Origin of the sequence: Acidovorax sp. A1169, from assembly GCF_030704685.1 — a bacterium.
In the GTDB taxonomy this organism is placed as follows: Bacteria; Pseudomonadota; Gammaproteobacteria; order Burkholderiales; family Burkholderiaceae_C; genus Acidovorax.
Genome location: NZ_JAUZDX010000009.1, coordinates 71,668 through 90,286 on the forward strand (window position 1 = coordinate 71,668; position 18,619 = coordinate 90,286).

At 68.2% G+C, this 18,619-nt stretch carries 20 protein-coding genes and 1 riboswitch; of the genes, 12 read left to right on the forward strand and 8 right to left on the reverse strand.

The genetic code is table 11. The features are described from left to right. Positions 1 to 28 precede the first annotated feature (28 nt). The 3 genes from QYL93_RS16205 (at position 29) to QYL93_RS16215 (ending at position 2,794) form a co-directional block, all read left to right on the forward strand. Positions 29 to 469 (forward strand): YXWGXW repeat-containing protein, encoded by a 441-nt coding sequence (locus tag QYL93_RS16205; RefSeq protein ID WP_305744600.1) that lies wholly within the window; start codon positions 29 to 31, stop codon positions 467 to 469. A 134-nt stretch (positions 470 to 603) separates the two neighbouring features. Next, a complete protein-coding gene (locus QYL93_RS16210; protein WP_305744601.1) occupies positions 604 to 1,086 on the forward strand; it encodes a hypothetical protein in 483 nt (160 codons plus the stop codon). 181 nt (positions 1,087 to 1,267) lie between these two features. After that, positions 1,268 to 1,377, forward strand: a riboswitch (glycine riboswitch). Between the two features lie 97 nt (positions 1,378 to 1,474). Further along, a complete protein-coding gene (locus QYL93_RS16215; RefSeq protein ID WP_305744602.1) occupies positions 1,475 to 2,794 on the forward strand; it encodes a D-amino acid dehydrogenase in 1,320 nt (439 codons plus the stop codon). A 3-nt stretch (positions 2,795 to 2,797) separates the two neighbouring features. Here QYL93_RS16215 and QYL93_RS16220 read toward each other — a convergent pair whose 3' ends face one another. Further along, positions 2,798 to 3,118, reverse strand: a complete 321-nt coding sequence (locus QYL93_RS16220) for a cytochrome c (RefSeq protein ID WP_082608214.1) — start codon at positions 3,116 to 3,118, stop codon at positions 2,798 to 2,800. Between the two features lie 13 nt (positions 3,119 to 3,131). Beyond that, positions 3,132 to 4,346 carry a sulfite oxidase gene (locus QYL93_RS16225; protein WP_305744603.1) on the reverse strand — a complete coding sequence of 405 codons (1,215 nt, stop codon included), beginning with the start codon at positions 4,344 to 4,346 and terminating at the stop codon, positions 3,132 to 3,134. 227 nt (positions 4,347 to 4,573) lie between these two features. Between QYL93_RS16225 and QYL93_RS16230 the strand changes: the two genes are divergently transcribed. Then, positions 4,574 to 5,728 (forward strand): rhodanese-like domain-containing protein, encoded by a 1,155-nt coding sequence (locus QYL93_RS16230; RefSeq protein ID WP_305744604.1) that lies wholly within the window; start codon positions 4,574 to 4,576, stop codon positions 5,726 to 5,728. Positions 5,729 to 5,752: 24 nt separating this feature from the next. On the opposite strand, the gene QYL93_RS16235 is transcribed toward QYL93_RS16230, so the two are convergent. The 3 genes from QYL93_RS16235 to QYL93_RS16245 form a co-directional block, all read right to left on the reverse strand. Next, positions 5,753 to 7,057, reverse strand: coding sequence for an FIST N-terminal domain-containing protein (locus QYL93_RS16235; protein WP_305744605.1), 1,305 nt, complete (start codon positions 7,055 to 7,057; stop codon positions 5,753 to 5,755). Between the two features lie 62 nt (positions 7,058 to 7,119). Next, positions 7,120 to 7,953: a PhaM family polyhydroxyalkanoate granule multifunctional regulatory protein gene (locus tag QYL93_RS16240; RefSeq protein ID WP_305744606.1), complete on the reverse strand. Its 834-nt coding sequence runs from the start codon at positions 7,951 to 7,953 to the stop codon at positions 7,120 to 7,122. 88 nt (positions 7,954 to 8,041) lie between these two features. Further along, entirely contained in the window at positions 8,042 to 8,539 is a 498-nt protein-coding gene (locus QYL93_RS16245; RefSeq protein ID WP_305744607.1) for a copper chaperone PCu(A)C, read from the reverse strand. A gap of 247 nt (positions 8,540 to 8,786) precedes the next feature. Between QYL93_RS16245 and QYL93_RS16250 the strand changes: the two genes are divergently transcribed. Together QYL93_RS16250 and QYL93_RS16255 are read left to right on the forward strand one after the other, a co-directional pair. Next, positions 8,787 to 9,431: a glutathione S-transferase gene (locus tag QYL93_RS16250; protein WP_305744608.1), complete on the forward strand. Its 645-nt coding sequence runs from the start codon at positions 8,787 to 8,789 to the stop codon at positions 9,429 to 9,431. A gap of 39 nt (positions 9,432 to 9,470) precedes the next feature. Then, positions 9,471 to 9,884 (forward strand): VOC family protein, encoded by a 414-nt coding sequence (locus QYL93_RS16255; RefSeq protein WP_305744609.1) that lies wholly within the window; start codon positions 9,471 to 9,473, stop codon positions 9,882 to 9,884. A 69-nt stretch (positions 9,885 to 9,953) separates the two neighbouring features. On the opposite strand, the gene QYL93_RS16260 is transcribed toward QYL93_RS16255, so the two are convergent. After that, positions 9,954 to 10,502, reverse strand: a complete 549-nt coding sequence (locus tag QYL93_RS16260; protein WP_057268572.1) for an Rrf2 family transcriptional regulator — start codon at positions 10,500 to 10,502, stop codon at positions 9,954 to 9,956. Between the two features lie 157 nt (positions 10,503 to 10,659). Between QYL93_RS16260 and nhaR the strand changes: the two genes are divergently transcribed. Beyond that, complete coding sequence (gene nhaR / locus QYL93_RS16265) at positions 10,660 to 11,556, forward strand: transcriptional activator NhaR (RefSeq protein WP_305744610.1); 897 nt, start codon at positions 10,660 to 10,662, stop codon at positions 11,554 to 11,556. 34 nt (positions 11,557 to 11,590) lie between these two features. On the opposite strand, the gene QYL93_RS16270 is transcribed toward nhaR, so the two are convergent. Both QYL93_RS16270 and QYL93_RS16275 read right to left on the reverse strand, forming a co-directional pair. Further along, entirely contained in the window at positions 11,591 to 12,544 is a 954-nt protein-coding gene (locus tag QYL93_RS16270) for a sugar kinase (RefSeq protein WP_305744611.1), read from the reverse strand. Beyond that, positions 12,537 to 12,929: a RidA family protein gene (locus QYL93_RS16275; RefSeq protein ID WP_305744612.1), complete on the reverse strand. Its 393-nt coding sequence runs from the start codon at positions 12,927 to 12,929 to the stop codon at positions 12,537 to 12,539. The genes QYL93_RS16270 and QYL93_RS16275 overlap by 8 nt, the downstream gene beginning before the upstream one ends. Before the next feature lie 111 nt (positions 12,930 to 13,040). Between QYL93_RS16275 and QYL93_RS16280 the strand changes: the two genes are divergently transcribed. The 5 genes from QYL93_RS16280 (at position 13,041) to QYL93_RS16300 (ending at position 18,600) form a co-directional block, all read left to right on the forward strand. Then, positions 13,041 to 14,642, forward strand: coding sequence for an ABC transporter substrate-binding protein (locus tag QYL93_RS16280; RefSeq protein ID WP_305744613.1), 1,602 nt, complete (start codon positions 13,041 to 13,043; stop codon positions 14,640 to 14,642). Positions 14,643 to 14,666: 24 nt separating this feature from the next. Beyond that, on the forward strand, positions 14,667 to 15,614 hold the full coding sequence (locus QYL93_RS16285; protein ID WP_305744614.1) for an ABC transporter permease: 948 nt from the start codon (positions 14,667 to 14,669) through the stop codon (positions 15,612 to 15,614). A gap of 1 nt (position 15,615) precedes the next feature. After that, entirely contained in the window at positions 15,616 to 16,485 is an 870-nt protein-coding gene (locus tag QYL93_RS16290; RefSeq protein ID WP_305744615.1) for an ABC transporter permease, read from the forward strand. Positions 16,486 to 16,546: 61 nt separating this feature from the next. Then, positions 16,547 to 17,611, forward strand: coding sequence for an ABC transporter ATP-binding protein (locus tag QYL93_RS16295; RefSeq protein ID WP_305744616.1), 1,065 nt, complete (start codon positions 16,547 to 16,549; stop codon positions 17,609 to 17,611). Then, complete coding sequence (locus tag QYL93_RS16300) at positions 17,608 to 18,600, forward strand: ABC transporter ATP-binding protein (RefSeq protein WP_305744617.1); 993 nt, start codon at positions 17,608 to 17,610, stop codon at positions 18,598 to 18,600. The genes QYL93_RS16295 and QYL93_RS16300 overlap by 4 nt, the downstream gene beginning before the upstream one ends. Positions 18,601 to 18,619 lie beyond the last annotated feature (19 nt).

Consider the following 18,619-nt stretch of genomic DNA (forward strand, 5'->3'; position numbering starts at 1 on the left):
GCAAGGAATCATTTCCAAGGAGACCTTCATGGCCCGCATCGCCCTCGCCGTCGCTTCCCTGGCCTTGCTGTCGCTGGGTGCCATTGCCCCGGCGCTGGCATCCCCCAGCGCCACCATCGTCATCCAGACCGGCAGCCCTTACTACCAGCATCCCGTGCAGCGCCCCGCCCTGGCGCCGCTGCAGGTCACCCCGGTGCAGTACCACGCACCCCCCCCACCCCGCTACGAAGCGCCACCGCACTCGCGCCGCGGCATGGCCTGGGTACCAGGCCATTGGGAATGGCGCGGCGGCCGCCACGTGTGGATCCAGGGTTACTGGATGAAGGCCCGCCCCGGCTACAGCTACCGTGAACCGCGCTGGGAAGAGCGCGACGGCCGCCACCACATGCGCCCCGGCGGCTGGGACCGCGATGGCGACGGTGTGCCCAACCGCCACGACCGCCGTCCGGACAACCCGTACCGCAACTGACGGGGCCTGCCGGCTGCCCTGGTGGCGCCGGCCCCGCTCGCCTACAGGGACCAAGGCGCAGCGCCTACAGACGTGGCACTGCTGCCTGCCCACCATACAAAAGCGACACAACAACATTGAAAAAGGAGTCAACCATGGCTTACAAAACCACTTACGCAGCCCTTATTGCGACTACCCTGGCCCTGGCAAGCCTCTCGTCTGTGGCCACGGCCCAGCCGGTGCACCAAGGTACCGTGGTGATCCAGTCGGGCCCCCAGGGGTACCAAGTGATCCCCGCACCTCCACCACCCCGCCGTGAAGCAGTGCCACGCCAACGCCGTGGCCAGGTTTGGGAAGAAGGCCACTGGGACTGGCGTGGCGGCCGCCATGTGTGGGTCGCCGGCCACTGGGTGAAGGCACGCCCAGGCTATGCCTATCGCCAGCCCACCTGGCAAGAGCGTGATGGCCGCTGGGAAATGCGCCGCGGCGGCTGGGACCGTGACGGTGATGGAGTGCCTAATCGTATGGACCGCGACCGTGACGGTGACGGCGTGAACAACCGCAATGACCGCGACCGCGATGGCGATGGCGTCTCGAATCGTCGCGACAGCAACCCTGACAATCCCCGCCGCAACTGACACCTGACCGGGCCACGGCCCGGTCTTGTATCAGCAACGAACGCCGCACATTAGCTGCGGCGTTCGCTTTTGTGCGCTGGCCTCGCCCTAGAATGGCCTTCGCAGGAGAGCAAGCGGCACCGCCCGCTTCACCGAAGGCGCAAACTCCCATGCACGCTCAGGTTCCGTACTGCACCATTCATCAAGGCCGTCTGGAGAGCCGCTACACCACGTAGCGCACCGAAGGAGCAAGCTGCAGCCCATGAGGGGCCTGCGGTGAATCTCTCAGGTACCAAGGACAGGGGGAGCGGCAGCCGGGCAACGACATGCCCGCTGCGCGCTATTGGTATCCAATAACCGCAGTGGTAGCAAGGACCAGCCTGGCGATTGCCCTTTCAAAGGCTTTCAAATGCGTGTGATCGTTCTTGGCGCCGGCCTGCTCGGCGTGACTTCGGCCTATTTCCTGCAGCAACTCGGCCACGAGGTGACCGTCATCGACCGCCAGGGTGCGCCCGGCGCGGAAACCAGCTTTGCCAACGGCGGCCAGATATCGGTGAGCCATGCCGAACCCTGGGCCAACCCCAGCGCCCCGCTCAAGGTGCTGCAGTGGCTGGGCAAGGAAGACGCGCCCTTGCTGTTCCGTATCCGCGGCGACATGCGCCAGTGGCTCTGGGGCCTGTCCTTCCTGCGCAACTGCACGCCGGCGCGCACGCGCCACAACATTGAGCAGATCGTGCGCCTGGGTACCTACAGCCGCGACACCTTGCAGCAGCTGCGCGCCGCCACCGGCATCGCCTACGAGCAGCGCACGCAGGGCATCCTGCATTTCTATACCGATCCGAAGGAGTTCGATGGCGCCCTTGCGCCGGCCGAGCAGATGCGCCAGTTGGGCTGCGAGCGCCAAGTCATCAGCGCCGACGAGGCCGTGCGCATCGAGCCGGCCCTGGCCCACATCCGCCCGCAACTGGCCGGCGCCACCTACACCGCCGAGGACGAATCCGGTGACGCCAACACCTTCACCCGCGAGCTGGCGCGCCTGTGCGAGGCTGCGGGCGTGCAGTTCCGCCTGGGCCACCACATCACGGCGCTGCGCGAGGCCGGCGGGCGCATCGACCATGTGGAGGTGACCACCGCCGAAGGCCGCTTCGAGCGCGTGCACGGTGATGCCTTCGTGCTGGCCATGGGCTCGTTCAGCCCGCTGCTGGCACAGCCCCTGGGCATCCGCCTGCCCATCTACCCTGCCAAGGGCTACTCGGTGACCATGCCGGTCAAGGACGCATCGATGGCGCACCAGGTGAGCCTGACGGACGACGAATACAAGCTCGTCTTCTCGCGCTACACCAGCGAGCGCGGCGACCGCCTGCGCATTGCCGGCACGGCCGAATTCAACGGCTACAACCGCGACCTCAACCAGGTGCGCTGCGACGCCATCGTGCGCCGCGTGGAGCAGATGTTCCCGGGTGCGGGCGATGCCAGCCAGGCTCAGTTCTGGACCGGCCTGCGCCCCGCCACGCCGAGCAACGTACCGCTGATCGGCAAGACGAAACTCGGCAACCTGTTCCTCAACACCGGCCACGGCACGCTGGGTTGGACGCATGCCTGCGGCTCGGGCAAGTCGCTGGCACGCATCGTGAGCGGCCTGGCGCCCGAGCTGGACTTTGCGTTCACGGGCATGCCCCACAGCGCGGCACCCAGCCGGCTGCCCACGGCAGCGGCCCACAAGGCCTGACGCTCAGGGAGCAGCGCCGCTGGCCTGCGCCACAAAGTGCGCCAGGGCCCGCATGTCCTTGTCGCTGAGCTTGTCGGCATAGGAGGGCATGACGCCAATGCCCGCACGCAGTGCGCGCAGCACGCGCTCGGCGTTGGGCTTGAGCTCATCGAGCACGGGGCCGACCTGGCCCTCGGCGCCCGCTGCCTGCAGCGTATGGCACACCGCGCAGGCCGGCTGGATCTTGCCGAACAGCTCCTTGCCCCGCGCCAGCTCGCCGGCATCTGCGGCCCAGGCGCCGCTGCTGATCAGCGCCAGCAGCCAGGCCGCGGCTGCGGTGCGCAAGATGCGCACCGCTTCAAGCGACCACCACGGTCACACCGTGGTCTCGCCAGCTCGTGTTGTTGTAGCCGCCCAGGTTTTCCTCGCGCTGTTCGGGCTGCACGTTGCCTGCCGTGTCGGTAGCGCGGCTGAGCAGTTCATGTGAACCTGCGGCCAGGCGTGCGGGCAGCACGAACTGGCGCCACGCAAAGCGGCCCAGGTCAGGCCCGATGAGCTGGGCCGCCTGCCAGGTCTTGCCGCCGTCCACCGAGACCTCCACGCCCTTCACGCCCCGCGTGCCGCCAAACGCCACGCCATGCACCTGCACCATGCCGGCCTTGAGCGCGCCCTGCTCGGGCAGGGGGCCGTTGATCCAGGACTTGGTCGTCATCTCCCACACCGAGGGCTGCTCGGGGCCCGCCTTGGTGCCGGGTGGCGACATGCGGTAGCCGTGCGACATGATGCGTGCCTGCGACTGCTCGGCACCGAAGGCCACGCGCTTGACGTACTTGATGTTGTTCACCCCCTGGTAGCCCGGCACGATCAGGCGCAGCGGCCCACCGTGGGCCAGCGGCATGGGCTCGCCGTTCATCTCCCAGGCCAGGATGGCATCGTCCAGCGCCTGGATGGGCACCGAGCGCTCGACTACCACCGAGAGCGGGTCCACACCCTCGGGCAATTTCTCGCCGCCCGTGCCCGTGAGGTAGGCAGCACCGCCCGCCAGCCCACCCAGGGCGGCCACCACGTTGCGCAGCGGCACCCCGCTCCAGACCACGCAGCCCGCCGCGCCCACCGTCCACGGCGTGCCGCTGGGCTTGCTGGGGAAAAAGCCGCGCCCGTTGCCCGAGCATTGCAGCACCGTGGTCACCGTCTCGATGCCCAGGGTCTTGAGCTCGGCCACGGTCAGCGCCCGTGGCGCCTTCACCCCTTCGATGGACACAGTCCATGCATCGCGCTCGGCCACGATGGCGGCATCGGGCGCGGGCAGGTTGTTGCGGATGTACAGCTGGCTCGACGGCGTGACCACCCCGGTGCCGAAAGCGCCCCGGCGCGTTTCCAGGGTGCTGCTGCTGTGCACGATCAGGCTGCCAGGGTTCTTCCACCCCACGTAAGCGGGCAGCGGCTTGGCCGCCGCCGCAGGCGCAGCCTGGGCATGCGCGCCCCGGGTCCATGCAGCCAGCCCCAGGGCGCTGAGTGCGGCAGCGCTGCCAGTGAGCAGGTGCCGGCGCGGCAGGGTCACGGGATTCTTCATGGAACGTTCCTCCAGAGGTGGGTAAGGCTGGTGTTTCCGCAGTCGGCACCGACCGCAGACGGCCGCCAGGATGCGGGGCATATCCCATTCTGGTATGGCCGCCCCGATTTGCCCTGGGGGTTTGTGAGAGCAGGTGTAAGAAATGGCAACAACATCCTCAAGGACGTGTGTTCGGTAGCGCCCTGGTGCATATTTGACATCGGCTGACAGACTCCAAAGGAGACACCATGTACTGCCAAATACGCCCTGCCTTGCTGTGCCTGTTGCTGCTGTTGCTCAGTTCCGTGGCCCAGGCCCAGCTCACGGCCATCGTGGCCGTGGAGCCCACGGCCAAGAAGGCCGCGCACAGCATTCTGCGCAGCGCGTTCGAGTCAGGCCTGTCCAAGGCCGCCGGTCAACCGGCCACCGTGGTCACCAGCGACGACTTGGCCGATGTCATGCGTGCCACGCGCAGCGCGGGCTACGATGTTTTCATAGGCCCTGCCCAGGTGGCGGCCTCCGCGCTGCAGCGCGGGTACGAGCTTGTGGGTGCCACGCAGAAATCGGACCTGTACCTGCTCGTGGGGTCTGCCCAGGTGGCGAACGTGGCGGCGATGAAAGGCCAGCGCCTGTACCTGCCCCAGCAGGATTCGATCTACACCTACATGGCACGCGGCATGCTCAACGAAGCAGGCCTGTCGTTCCAGGACCTCAAGTCGGTACTGCACGAAAAGCACCCGCAGGCGGGCTTGAGCGCGCTGGTGCTCGGCAGCACCGATGCCACCGTGGTGCGGGCGGACGACTGGGCCGAATGGTCGGCCACCCACAAAGGCGACGCGCGGGTGCTGGCGACCTCACAGCCGGTGCCGGGCGGCTTCTCGATCGCCGTGAAGAAGGACCTGCCTGCCGACGTCAAGGCACGCCTGGCCCAGTGGTTCACCTCGGGCTCCGCGGCCACAGGGCTGAGCCCGGTGGCCCTGCGCCCCGAAGCGCAGGAGTACCGCCGCGTGGCGGAACTCGGTCTCTTCACCCCCAACAGCCTGCCCGGCGTGAACCGCATCACCGCGCGCGAGGCGCAAAAGCTGCAGGCGCAGGGGGCGGTGGTGGTCGATACACGCACCGAAAAGGAATTCAAGGCCAAGCGTATCCGCGGCGCCGTCTTCGCGGCCTATGTGGAAAAAAGCCTCAAGGACGTGGCCTTCAACGCCACGCAGGATGACTTCCAGGCACTGGAGAAGGTGGACCGCAGCAAGCCCGTGATCTTTGCCTGCAACGGGGCCGAGTGCTGGAAGTCCTACAAGGCGGCCAAGGTGGCGGCCAGCAAGGGCTACAAGACGGTGTACTGGTTGCGCGGCGGCCTGCCCGAGTGGGATGCCGACGGGCTTCCGACCGAGAGCAGTTGACAGGGGCGATCAGGCTGCCGGCCTTCAGGTGAAGACCGTGAGCACGCCCGTGTAGCCATACAGATGGTGGTGCGCGATCTCTCCGCCGGCGAAGAAGCCGGTCAGCGGCACGTCGCCCAGCGCATGGCGCACGATCTGCAGCTCTGCGCTGGGCCCGCCGAAATGCGGACCGCCACGGCCCGAGCAGCTCACGTAGATGGCGCCGCGAATGCGCCGGCCGTGGTGCCCGGCGGCAGGGCCTTGCGCCTCCATTCCGGGCGCCGGGGCCATGGCGCGACCCGTGTGGTCCTGCGACTCCAGCGGCGCGGGCTCCAGTTCCTCGGGTTCCAGCTCTTCTCGGATCTCGGCGCAGATGCGCATCAGGTCGGCGCGCGCCGCCGCCACGTTGCGCTGGCAGAAGGCCAGGTGCATGCCGGGCTCTACCCGGTCGCCCAGGGCCACGCCCCGGCGCGCACCGTCCAGGCCCACGATGTGGCGCACGCGCGTATCGGTGCCGAAGTGGCCCGTGCGCTGCTGGCCCCGGGGCTGCTCTCCGGCATCCACCAGCCCTGCCAGCGTGGCGCGCACCTTGCGCAGCGCAGGCTGCGGGTCGCCGTCGAGCGAGACCTCGAGCGTGTCGAGCAGCACGTCGAGCGCCGGCTCGCCATCGAGCTGCAGCACCACGTTCTCATGCGCAGCGGTCACACTGCGCAGCGGCCCCACGGGCTGGCAGCCCTGGGTGACGCGCGAGACCAGGACCACCTCGGCGCCAAAGGCCACGCCCGACAGGCCGCCATCGAAGACACCGCTGGCACCGCCCTGCCCGGCGATATTGCCGTCACCGGCGACCGCGAACTGCACGCCCGCGCCCCGGCTGGCGCTCAGGCCGCCAAACAGGTAGCCGGTCTCGGTGCGCGCAGCCATTTCGGCCAGCAGCTCGGCCAGCTCGGGCGTGTGGCCATCGGCATGCACCAGCGCCGTGTGGGCCACGAAGCCGCTGGCCGGTTGGCGCGGCAGCGGGGCCACGCCCGAGAACACGCGGTACTGGTCGGGCGAGACATCGAGCAGCATCACGGACAGTGCAGGCTCGTCGAAATACTCGGCATTGTTGGCGGCCACGCCCACGCCCACGGTGCCGCTCCAGTCGGTCACGCCGGGCAATTCGCTTGCCAGGTGGTCGAGCAGGGCCTGGGCATCGCCCGCATAGTGGTCGGTGATGTAGAGCAGGCCCAGCGTGGGGGCACTCGCGTACTGGGGCAGCGCCATCTGCGCGCGCAACTGCGCCAGCGCCAGGGCCGCAGCCATGCGCCACTGGGGGTGGGTGGCATGGCCGGAGGGAAAGAGTGTCATGGTGTGTGTCTTTTCGCAGGCGGTTGCGCGGCGCCCACCCGCGCGGGACGCACAGGCCGGGGTCAGCCTGCGCTCTTGCGCGGCGCGCGCCTGGCCGCAGCCGTTGCCTTCTTCGCGGCCGGCCGGGCCTTGGCTGCGGGCTTGGCCGCTGGCTTTTTGGCTGCGGGCTTGCGCTCGCCCGACATGCTCTTCATGCCTTTGGCAGCGAACTGGCTGGCCATGCCGGTGGCCGTCTTGATGGCCTCCTTGGCCAGGCCGGTGGCCATGTTCTTGGTGGTGTCGAGGGCAGTCTGCTTGGCCGCATCCTTCATGGCATTGGCGGCGATCTGCTGGAACTGGCCGGTGAGCGCGCCCCACCACTGCAGCGGGTCCACCACGGAGGCGTCCGGTGCCGAGGCAGCAGACTTGCCCTTTTTGGCCTTGCCGGGCGCCTGCACCTCGGGCTCGGCATCGGCCTCTGCTTGCTCAGGCTCTTCTTCCTTCGCGCGGCCGGTGACGCGGGCAGCCGCACCGGCGACGGCCCCGGCCGCACCACTCACCGTGTCGGCAGCCTTTTGCACACCGCTCATCACCGTATCGGCAGTCTTCAGTTTGAAGGCATTGGCCACATCCCCCATGCTGAAGTTCATGCCTTTCAGGGTGGCCAGGGTCATCTTCTGCACTTCCAGCGCCTGGATGGTGGCGGCCAGCGCGCGGGAGTTCTGCTCCAGCCAGAACTGCACGGCCTTGAGCTCGTCGATGCGCTTGTCCAGTTCTTCGACACTGATGGTCGGTGCCACCCAGTTCGAGAGGTTGGGCAGTTGCGGAATGCTGGTCGACGCACCCTTGGCCAGGCTCTGCAGAAAATCGAAACCGGGGACGAATTTGCCGAAACCAAAGTTGGATGTGTCGCTCATGGCTGCTCCGCAAGAAGGGGGTTGGAACCTGTCTTGACAGCTTACCCCAATGAGTGGCGCCTGGCGATGGCCTGCACAGGCCCCTGGCTCAGTGTTTGTGCCCATGCGCCGGGGCTGCCGCTCCAGGCTGTGCACCCGGCGCACTGGCCGCCACAGGCACGGTCAGCTCGAGTTTGCTTTCCATGCCCTTGGCGTCCTTAAACGTCAGCGTGAGGGGCACGGTGCTGTCCTTGGGCAGGGGGGCCTTGAGGTCCAGCAGCATGACGTGAAAGCCGCCGGGCTTGAGCTCCACGGCCTTGCCTGCGGGCAGATCGAGCACCGGTACGGCGCGCATGCGCATCACGTCGCCATCGAGCTTCATCTCATGCACCTCGGTCACGCCAGCGGCGGGGGATGAAGCGCTGACCAGGCGCGCGCCCTGCGGCGCCGTGAGCTTCATGAACGCGCCGGTGCCCTTCTGGCCTGGCACGCTGGCGCGGGCCCAGGCGCCTTCCACCTGCACAGCGGGGGCAGGCGCCTGGGCCAGGGCAATGCCGGCCAGCAGGGTGGACAGCGCGAGGCCGGCGAGGGAACGGGAGAAAATCATGCAAAAGGCTCCGAAAACAGTGGCGGTACAGATGGGGTGGCCGGCAAGCCGAGCCCGGCGCCAGCAGGCGCGGGCGGCCCCTGGAATGCAAGGGGCTGCGCAGGAAGCGCGTGTCCTGCCATTGTAGGCAGCGCCCCCAGACACGGCGCCCTGGGGTCATCTGCGCGACGCACCCGGCCCCGGCCAGCCTCTAGCATGGCGGCTGGCGCAAACCAATAGCCCCTCAAGGCGATACAGGAGACACCCCATGCTCACACTCTGCGGCTTTTCGGCCAGCAACTACTACAACAAGGTCAAGCTCGCGCTGCTGGAAAAAGGCGTTCCCTTCGAAGAAGAACTGGCGTGGATCGGCGAGACCGACCGCAGCGCCAGCCCGCTGGGCAAGGTGCCCTACCTGCGCACCCCGGGCGGCACGCTGTGCGAGTCGGCCGTGATCGCCGACTACATCGAGGCGGCCTACCCCGCGCATCCGCTGATCCCGGCCGATCCATTGGCCGCCGGCAAGGTGCGCGAGCTGATCACCTTCATGGAACTGCACCTGGAGCTGGTGGCGCGCAACCTCTACCCGCAGGCCTTCTTTGGCGGCACGGTGAGCGAGGCTGCGCGCGAGAAGGTCGGCGCCCAACTCGCCAAGAACGTCGCGGCATTCGCCCAGCTCACGAAGTTCAGCCCCTTCATCGGCGGCGACACGTTCACGGCGGCGGACTGCGCGGCCATCGTGCACCTGCCCCTGGTGTCGTCGGCCACCAAGATCATCTACGGCCGCGATTTCCTGGCCGAGCTGCCGGTGCGTGAGTACCTGGCCCGCATGAACGAGCGCCCCCATGTGGCGCGCGTGAATGCCGACCGCAAGACCAACACCGCCGAAATGCTCGCACGCCCGAAAGGCTGACGCTTCCAGGGGGCGCATGGCGGCTGCTATCCTGCGCCGATGCACAGCCTTTTCCACCTTGCCTTCAACGTCACCGACCTCGACGCAGCCCGCCGCTTCTACGGCGGCGTGCTGGGCTGCCGCGAAGGCCGCAGCACCGACACCTGGGTCGATTTCGACTTCTTTGGCCACCAGATCTCATTGCACCTGGGCACGCCGTTCGCCAGCGCCGCCACCGGCCATGTGGGCGAGCATCTGGTGCCCATGCCGCATTTCGGCGCCATCCTCGAATTGCCCGCGTGGAAGGCCGTGGCCGAACGCCTGCGCGCGGCCGGCACGTCCTTCGTGCTCGCACCCCAGGTCCGCTTCGAGGGCGAGCCCGGCGAGCAGTGGACGATGTTCTTCCGCGACCCGAGCGGCAACCCGATCGAGATGAAGGGTTTCAAATCCATGGAGCAGGTGTACGCGGCCTGAGAGGCTTAGCCGACCCCTGCCCTGAAAAATCTGGTGCAGGGGGTGGCCACCCACCCCCTGCACGCTTCTTCAGCGCCGCTGCATCAGCGGCATGGTGCCCAGCGCGAACACCGAGTTGGGCACCCCCACACCGGCCATGCGCGGCTTGGGCTTGCTCGTAGGCACGGCGCGGGCACGCTGCTGCGGCTCAGCCGCATCCACCACCACGCCGCGCTCGATCTCCTGGGCCACCAGTTCCGCCAGGCTCACGGACTGCAGGTAGTCCATCACCCGGCTGTTGAAGGTGATCCACAGCTCGCCCGTCATGGCCGTCATCTGCGCGGCCTGGCCCTGGCCCAGCCCCTGGGTGTCATCGCCCTTGAGGTTCTCCACCGCCAGGATGATTTCGGCCACGGACACCTGCTCCGCGCGGCGCGCCAGGGTGTAGCCGCCGCCGGGGCCGCGCGTGCTGTCCACCAGCCCGGCGCGCCGCAGCGCGCTGAACAGCTGCTCCAGGTAGGACAGCGAGGTGCCCTGGCGTGCACTGATGGTCGACAGTGCCACAGGACGCATCTGCTGGCGCAGTGCGAGATCGGTCATGGCCGACACGGCAAGTTGCCCTCGGGTAGTGATACGCATCTTTGACTCCTTGTGAACGTTGTATGGCCAGGGTTCGGTGCCCGAAGGGGCGTTCCGCGATCTGTCCATGTACGTACTGTAGGGATCTTGACACTTCGCGTATATTCGATTTATTGAGTTTTTTACTTCGATTTCTGCGAAGTATCAAGGAGACGGCATGAACTTCAAGCACCTGCGCTACTTCTGGACCACGGCCAAGGCGGGCGGCATCATGCGCGCTGGCGAGCAGCTCAACACCACGCCGCAGACACTGTCGGGCCAGATCAAGCAGTTGGAGGAGTGGCTGGGCCACGACCTGTTCAGGAAGCGCGGCCGGGGGCTGGAGCTGACCGCCGAGGGCCGGGTGGCACTGGGCTATGCGGAGCAGATCTTTACCCTCGGCGACGAGCTCGAAAAATCCATCCGCCTGGCACGCGGGCAGTCGCGCCCGATCACCTTCCGGGTGGGCGTGGCGGATTCGGTGGCCAAGTCGGTGGCCTATCACCTGCTGGAGCCGGCGATGGGCCTGGCCGAGCAGGTGCACATGACCTGCCACGAAGGCAAGTTCCCTGAGCTGGTGGCGCAGCTGAGCCTGAACCGGCTCGACCTGGTGCTGGCGGACGAGCCGGTCTCCAAGAAGATCGGCGTCAAGGCCTTCAACCACGGCCTGGGCACCAGCTCGATGAGCTTCTTTTGCGCGCCGGCCCTGCGCAGTCAGCTGCAAGGCCCATTCCCCAAATGCCTGCACGGCGCGCCGATGCTGATCCAGGGGCCCATGTCCTCGGTGCGCCAGCAGCTCGACCACTGGTTCAACAAGCACCAGCTGCAGCCACGCCTGGTGGGGGAGTTCGACGACAGCGCTCTGATGAACGCCTTCGGGCGAGAGGGCCGCGGGGTGTTCACCTCGCCCACCGTGCTGGAAGAGGAGACCCAGGCCCAGTTCGGGGTGGAGGTGATCGGCCGTTCCACCGAACTGGTGGAGGAATTCTTCGCGATCTCGGTGGAGCGGCGCATCAGCCACCCCTGCGTGGCCGCCATCACCAAGGCGGCGCGGTCCGACCTGTTCGCGACATGACAGGGGCAGGTGCCGACGGCCCTGCCCCGCAGGCTCACGCCACCGCTGCCTGCACCTGGCGCGCGTACGGCAGCGGCGCGACGGCGCCATAGCCCTGCACGGCCAGTGCGGCCGCCGCGTTGGCATAGCGCGCCGCCGCGAACACGTCGTCGCCCTGGGCCATGCGGGCCAGCAGGTTGCCGCAGAAGCAGTCGCCCGCGCCCGTGGCATCCACGGGGGTGACACGCTGGCCGGGCATGCGTTCGCGGCGCTGGCCGTTGCTGGCCAGCGCCCCCTCGGCCCCGAGCTTGAGTACCACGGTGGCTGCGCCCCGGGCATGGCCCCAGTCGACGATGGCGTCCGGGTCGGACAGGCCCGTCAGGGCCTGCATGTCCTCCAGGCTGGGCAGAAAGATGTCGCACAGCGCCACGGCCTGCGCGATGCAGGCCTGGGCGCGCGCCAGCGGCCAGAGTTTCAGGCGCAGGTTGGAGTCGAAGGCCACCAGCGTGCCGGCCTCGCGCGCCAGGCGCATGGCCTCGAAGGCGGTGTCGCAGGCCTGGGACGAGATGGCCAGCGAAATGCCCGACAGGTGCAGGATGCGCGCTGCCTGCAGCACGGCCGTGGGCTCACCCTCCAGCCATTGCGGCGACATGCGGCTCGCGGCCGAGCCCGCGCGCAGGTAGCTGAACTCGTGCCCGGCCTCCCCGTGCGAGACGAAGTAGATGCCGGTGGGGTGCTCGCCATCGCTTTGCACGGCACGGGTGTCCACACCCTCGGCGCGCCACAGCGCGGTAAGCGCCTGGCCAAAGCTGTCCTGCCCGATGCGCGTGAGGTAGGCCACGCGCGCGCCGGCCCGCGCCGCTGCGATAGCGGCATTGCTGGTATCGCCGCCAAAGCCGCGCAGGTATTGCGGCTGGCCGGGGTGGACCTGGTTGAACTCGACCATGGCCTCGCCCAGCGCGGCCACGTCGAAGCTCTTGCCCTTGGAGGCGTGGGCGCGCTCAGGCACGGGGCTTGTAGGCGGTGACGTCGATCTCGACCTTGGCGTCGATCATGAGGCGCGACTCCACCGTCGAACGTGCCGGCCGGTGCGCGCCTAAGCACTCCATGTAGACGCGGTTGAAGCTGCCGAAGTCGCGCGCATCGGCCAGCCAGACGCTGACCTTGGCCACGTCGGCCAGGGTGCAGTCGGCCAGCGCCAGGGCATCCTTGACGCGCTGGAACACCTGGCGCGTCTGCGCCTCGATGCCGCCGACAATCACCTGACCCTGGTCGTCCGTGGGCACCTGGCCCGAGACGAAGACAAAGTCGCCGGCGCGCGTGGCGGGCGACAGGGGACGCGCCTGGCGGTCGGAGGCGACGGGGGACTGGCCCAGCAGTTCTACGTGGCTCATGCAAGCTCCTTGTGTAATGAATTTACATAAATCATCGAAAAAAACCCGTTTGACTTTCACAAACGAGTCATCTACGATTAAAAATGTAATTTTATTACTTATGGAGCCACGATGCAATCCTCATCCATCCGTGATCGGTTGACGCTCGCAGTGCCTGTGCAAACCGCACGGCGCCGTGTTCTGGGCCTGGCGGCAGCCACTGCCGCCATGGTCGTGGCCCTCGGCTCGGGCCTGCCGGCCCAGGCGGCCCCTGCGAAGGGGGGCGCCGCCAACCTGGCCATGGTCGGCGAGCCCCAGGGGCTGGACCCCATGGTCAGCACGGCCGACCTGGTCGGCACCATCATGCAGCATGTCTACGAACCGCTGTACACCTTCGACGCGAACTGGGCCGTGGCGCCCATGCTGGCTGAAGGCCTGCCCACCGTGTCCAAGGACGGGCTGACCTACACCATCGCGCTGCGCAAGGAAGTCAAGCTGCACAACGGGCGCGACCTGAACGCCGACGACGTGGTGGCCTCGCTTCAGCGCTGGATGGAGCTGTCGCCGCGCGGCAAGGCCGTGGGCAAGGAGGTGGCCTCGCTCACCGCCAAGGGCCCGCTGTCGGTGGAGCTCACGCTCAAGGCGCCCTATGCACCGCTGCTGGCCCAGCTGGCGTTGCCCAGCGGCATGGCCGCCATCATGGCCAAGGAAAGCATTGCGCCGCAGCTCAAGGACTTCATCGGCACCGGCCCCTACAAGTTCAAGGAGCGCCGCCCCGACCAGTTCACAGTGCTGGTGCGCCACGACAGCTACAGCGCCCGCAAGGAGGCACCGAGCGGCTATGCCGGCCGCCGCGAGGCCCTGCTCGACGAGCTGCGCTTCGTGCCCGTACCCAACGCCAACACCCGCGTGGAAGGCGCGCTGTCGGGCCAGTTCCAGTACGCCGACCTGCTGCCCGTGGAAGCGGCTGGCCGCATCGACAAGGGTGCCCCGGCCGTGGTGCCCATCGTGACCAAGAACTTCGGTTTCCCCTACATCGTCTTCAACACCAAGGAAGGCGTGCTGGCCGCGCAGCCGCTGCGCCGCGCGGTGCAGACGGCCGTGGGTTCGGGCGAACTGCTGGCCGCGGGCTTCGGCGACAACCGCTTCTTCGTGGTGGAGCCCAACTTCTTCCCCAAGGGCACGCCCTACTACTCGGATGCGGGCAGCAAGCTGTACAACGAGCGCAACCCGCAGGCCGCCAAGGACCAGGCCGCCAAGGCCGGCTACAACGGCCAGCCGGTGCGCATCATGGCCAGCCGCCAGTACGAGTTCCACTACAACATGGCGCTGGTGATGGCCGAGCAGCTCAAGAAGGCAGGCTTCAAGACCGAGCTGCAGGTGGTGGACTGGGCCACGCTGGTGCAGCGGCGCAACGACGCCAAGCTGTGGGACGTGTACTTCACGCACTCGGGCCTGTTCCCCGAGCCCATGCTCTCGCCGCCGCAACTCGGTGAGGGCGCGCCGGGCTGGTGGGACACCCCGGCCAAGAAGGCCACGCTAACGGCCTTCAACCAGGAGACCAACATCGCCAGGCGCGGCCCGCTGTGGGGCGCCGTGCAGCAGGTGGTGTACGACGAAGTGCCCTTCATCGAGGTCGGCAAGTTCAACGGCCTCTCGGCGCGCTCGGCCAAGCTTGAGGGCTACACGCCGGCGATCTGGCCGTTCTTCTGGAACACCGGCCTGGCCAAGTAAGCCCACCGCACAAGGTTCGTTGTCATGCGTTTTCTGATGACCCGCCTGGGCGGCGCCCTGGTGGTGCTGGCCCTCGTCGCGGTGCTGGTGTTCGCGCTCACGCGCCTGGCCTCGGGCGACCCGGTGGCGCTGCTGCTGGGCGAGCAGGCCACGGCCGAAGACATCGCCACGGCGCGCGTGCAGTACGGGCTGGACAAGCCCTTGCCCACGCAGTTCGTGCTGTGGATCGGCGAGCTGCTGCAGGGCAACCTGGGGCAGTCGATCTTCCTGCAGCGCCCGGTGGCGCAGGCACTGCTCGAACGGGCCGAGCCCACGCTGTTCCTGGCGCTGTTCGCCGTGGGCATCGCCGCGCTCATCGGCATCCCCTGCGGCATGGCCGCAGCCATCTGGCGCGGCAGCCCCGGCGACCAGGCGCTGAGCGGCGTGGCCATGCTGGGGGCCAGCGTGCCCAGCTTCTGGCTCGGGCTGATCCTGATCCAGCTGTTCGCGGTCAAGCTCGGCTGGTTCCCGGCCTCGGGCTATGGGAATCCGGAGTCGCCGCTTGCGGAAAGATTGACCCACCTGCTGTTGCCGGCACTGGTGCTGGGCCTGCTCAACTCGGCGCTGATCATCCGCTTCACGCGCGCCTCGATGCTCGACATCCTGGGCGAGGACTATGTGCGCACCGCGCGCGCCAAGGGCTTGGCCGAGGGCACGGTGATGGTCAAGCATGTGCTGCGCAATGCGCTGGTGCCCATCGTCACGGTGCTGGGCCTGACGCTGGCGCTGATGATCGGTGGCACCGTGGTGACCGAAACCGTGTTCAACCTGCCCGGCGTGGGCAACCTCGTGGTGCGCGCCGTGCTGCGCCGCGACTACCCGGTGATCCAGGGCACGCTGCTGGTGATCGCCGCGATCTACGTGTTCATCAACCTGGCCATCGACTTCCTGTACACGCTGGTCGATCCGCGCATCCGGCTGGAGGGCCAATGACATGGTGCAACGCCTGATTCGCAATCTCAAGGACTACTGGCTGCCGCTGGCACGCCGCCTGTTCTCGCGCAAGGTGGTGCTGGCCTCGGCCATTTTGCTGGCGCTGGTGGTCGTGGTGGCCACCGTGTTCCCCTGGGTGTCGGACGCCGACCCCAACGCCATATCGATCAGCGAGCGGCTGAACGCGCCCTCGGCCGCGCACTGGGCCGGCACCGACGAGCTGGGCCGCGACGTGATGCTGCGCATCGTGCACGGCGCGCGCTACTCGCTGCTGATCGGCGGGCTCACCGCAGCGGGTGCCGTGCTGTTCGGCACGCTGCTGGGCATGTTCGCGGGGTTCTTTCGGCGCCTGGATGCCCCGCTGATGCGGGTGGTGGACGCGATGATGTCCTTCCCCGACATCCTGCTGGGCATCGCCCTGGTGTCCATCCTGGGCGCCTCGCTGTGGAACGTGATGCTGGCGCTGGTGATCGTCTACACGCCGCGCGTGGCGCGGGTGGTGCGGGCCAGCACGCTGGTGCTGCGCGAGCTGCTGTTCGTCGATGCCGCGCGCGCCCTGGGCGTGCGCACGCCGCTCATTTTGCTGCGGCACATCCTGCCCAACCTGGTCTCGCCCATCCTGGTGCAGGTGACCTTCATCTTCGCCTACGCCATCCTGGCCGAGGCCGGCCTGTCCTTCCTGGGCGTGGGCGTGCCGCCGGACATCCCCACCTGGGGCACCATGATCGCGGGCAGCCTGGAATCGGCCGACCGAGCCTTCTGGACCATTCTCTACCCAGGCCTGGCCATCGTGCTCACCGCCCTGTCGCTGCAGATGCTGGGCGACGGCGTGCGCGACCTGCTCGACCCCAAGCTCAAGAAAGCCTCGTGAGCACCGCTTTCGCCCCACCCACGCAAGCGCCCGCCCGCGGGCGCGCTACGAAGGTATCTCCATGACCACCCACACGGCTGCCATGGCCGCCCCGCGGCTCGAAGTGCAGGGCCTGTCCACCTCGTTCGCCACCGACGCCGGCCGCATCCAGAGCGTGGCCGATGTGTCATTTGCCATCCAACCCGGACAGACGCTGGCGCTGGTCGGTGAATCGGGCTCGGGCAAGTCCGTCACCAGCCTCACGCTGATGGGCCTGCACGCCAAGACCTCGCAGGCGCAGGTGACCGGCCAGGCTTGGTTCACGCGCAAGGGGGGCCAGCGCGTGGACCTGCTGGCCCTGCCCGAGGCGGAGCGCCGTGCCCTGCGCGGCAACGAGATCGCGATGGTCTTCCAGGAGCCCATGACCAGCCTCAACCCGGTGCTCACCGTGGGCGAGCAGATCGCCGAATCGGTGCGCCTGCACCTGAAGCTCGACCGCAAGGCCGCACTGGCCCATGCGCAGCGCATGCTGGAGCTGGTGGAGATACCGGCGGCGAAGCAGCGCGTGCACGAGTACCCGCACCAGTTGTCGGGTGGCATGCGCCAGCGCGTGATGATTGCGCTGGCCATGGCCTGCAGCCCGACACTGTTGATCGCCGACGAGCCCACCACCGCGCTGGACGTGACCATCCAGGCGCAGATCCTCGCGCTCATGGGCCGGCTGCAAAAGGAGACGGGCATGAGCATGCTGTTCGTCACCCACAACCTGGGCGTGGTGGCGCAGTACGCCGACGCGGTGGCGGTGATGTATGCGGGCCGCATCGTCGAGTCGGCCCCCGTGCACGACCTCTTCGCCCAGCCCGAGCACCCCTACACGCGCGGCCTGCTGGCCTGCCTGCCCGGCGTTGCCAGGCGCCATGCCGTGGCGGTGGCTGGCCAGCGCCCACGCCTGGTGGCCATTCCGGGCCAGGTGTCGAGCCCGCTCGCACCGCCACCGGGCTGTGCCTTCGCGCCGCGCTGCGAGCGCCGCATTGCGGCCTGCGATGCGCGCATGCCGGCCCTGTCCGACGAGGGCAGCGCAGGCGCCAGCCGCCGGGTGCGCTGCATCCGTGTGAACGAGCAGCCCATTGAAGAGGTGGCTGCATGAACGCCGTGTCCATTGCTCCGACCCCGGGCGACAACCTCATCGAAATGCGCGGCCTGCGCAAGTATTTCGGCAGCGGCCCGCACCCGGTGCGCGCGGTGGACGATGTGAGCTTTGCCATCCGGCGCGGCGAGACGCTGGGCCTGGTGGGCGAATCGGGCTCGGGCAAGAGCACCATCGGCCGCCTGCTCACCCGCCTGGTGGACCCCACGGCGGGCCAGATGCTTTACCACGGCGAGGGCGCGAGTGGGCAGGACCTGGCCGCAATGAGCCAGGGCCAGTTCCGCCCGCTGCGCTCGAAGATCCAGATCATCTTCCAGGACCCGTACGCCAGCCTGAACCCGCGCATGCGCATCCGCGAGGTGCTGGGCGAGGCGCTCGATACGCACAGGCAGGCGCGCGGTGCGGCGCGCCTGCCGCGCATCCACGAGTTGCTAACCCAGGTGGGCCTCAGGCCCGAGCATGCAGACCGCTTTCCGCACGAGTTCTCGGGCGGGCAGCGCCAGCGCATCGGCATTGCGCGCGCGCTGGCGGTGCAGCCGAACTTCATCGTGGCGGACGAGCCGCTGTCGGCGCTGGACGTGTCGATCCAGGCCCAGGTGGTGAACCTGCTGGGCGACCTCAAGGAGCAACTGGGCCTGACCTTGCTGTTCATCTCGCACGACCTCGATGTGGTGGAGTACCTTTGCGACCGCGTGGTGGTGCTCTACCTGGGCCGGGTGATGGAGATCGCGCCCACCAGCGTGCTGTATGCGCAGCCCGCGCATCCCTACACCCGCGCCCTGCTCGCCGCTGCGCCCATACCCGACCCCGCGCAGCGGCGTACCATCCCCCTGCTGCAGGGCGACTTGCCCAGCCCCGCCAATCCGCCGTCCGGCTGCGTGTTCCGCACGCGCTGCCCGCATGCGGTAGCCGAATGTGCCAGCGCCGATATGGCCCTGCGCACTGTGGGCGCGGACCACTGGAAGGCCTGCTGGCGCGACGATATCTGACCTGCGCAGCCCGCCTGCC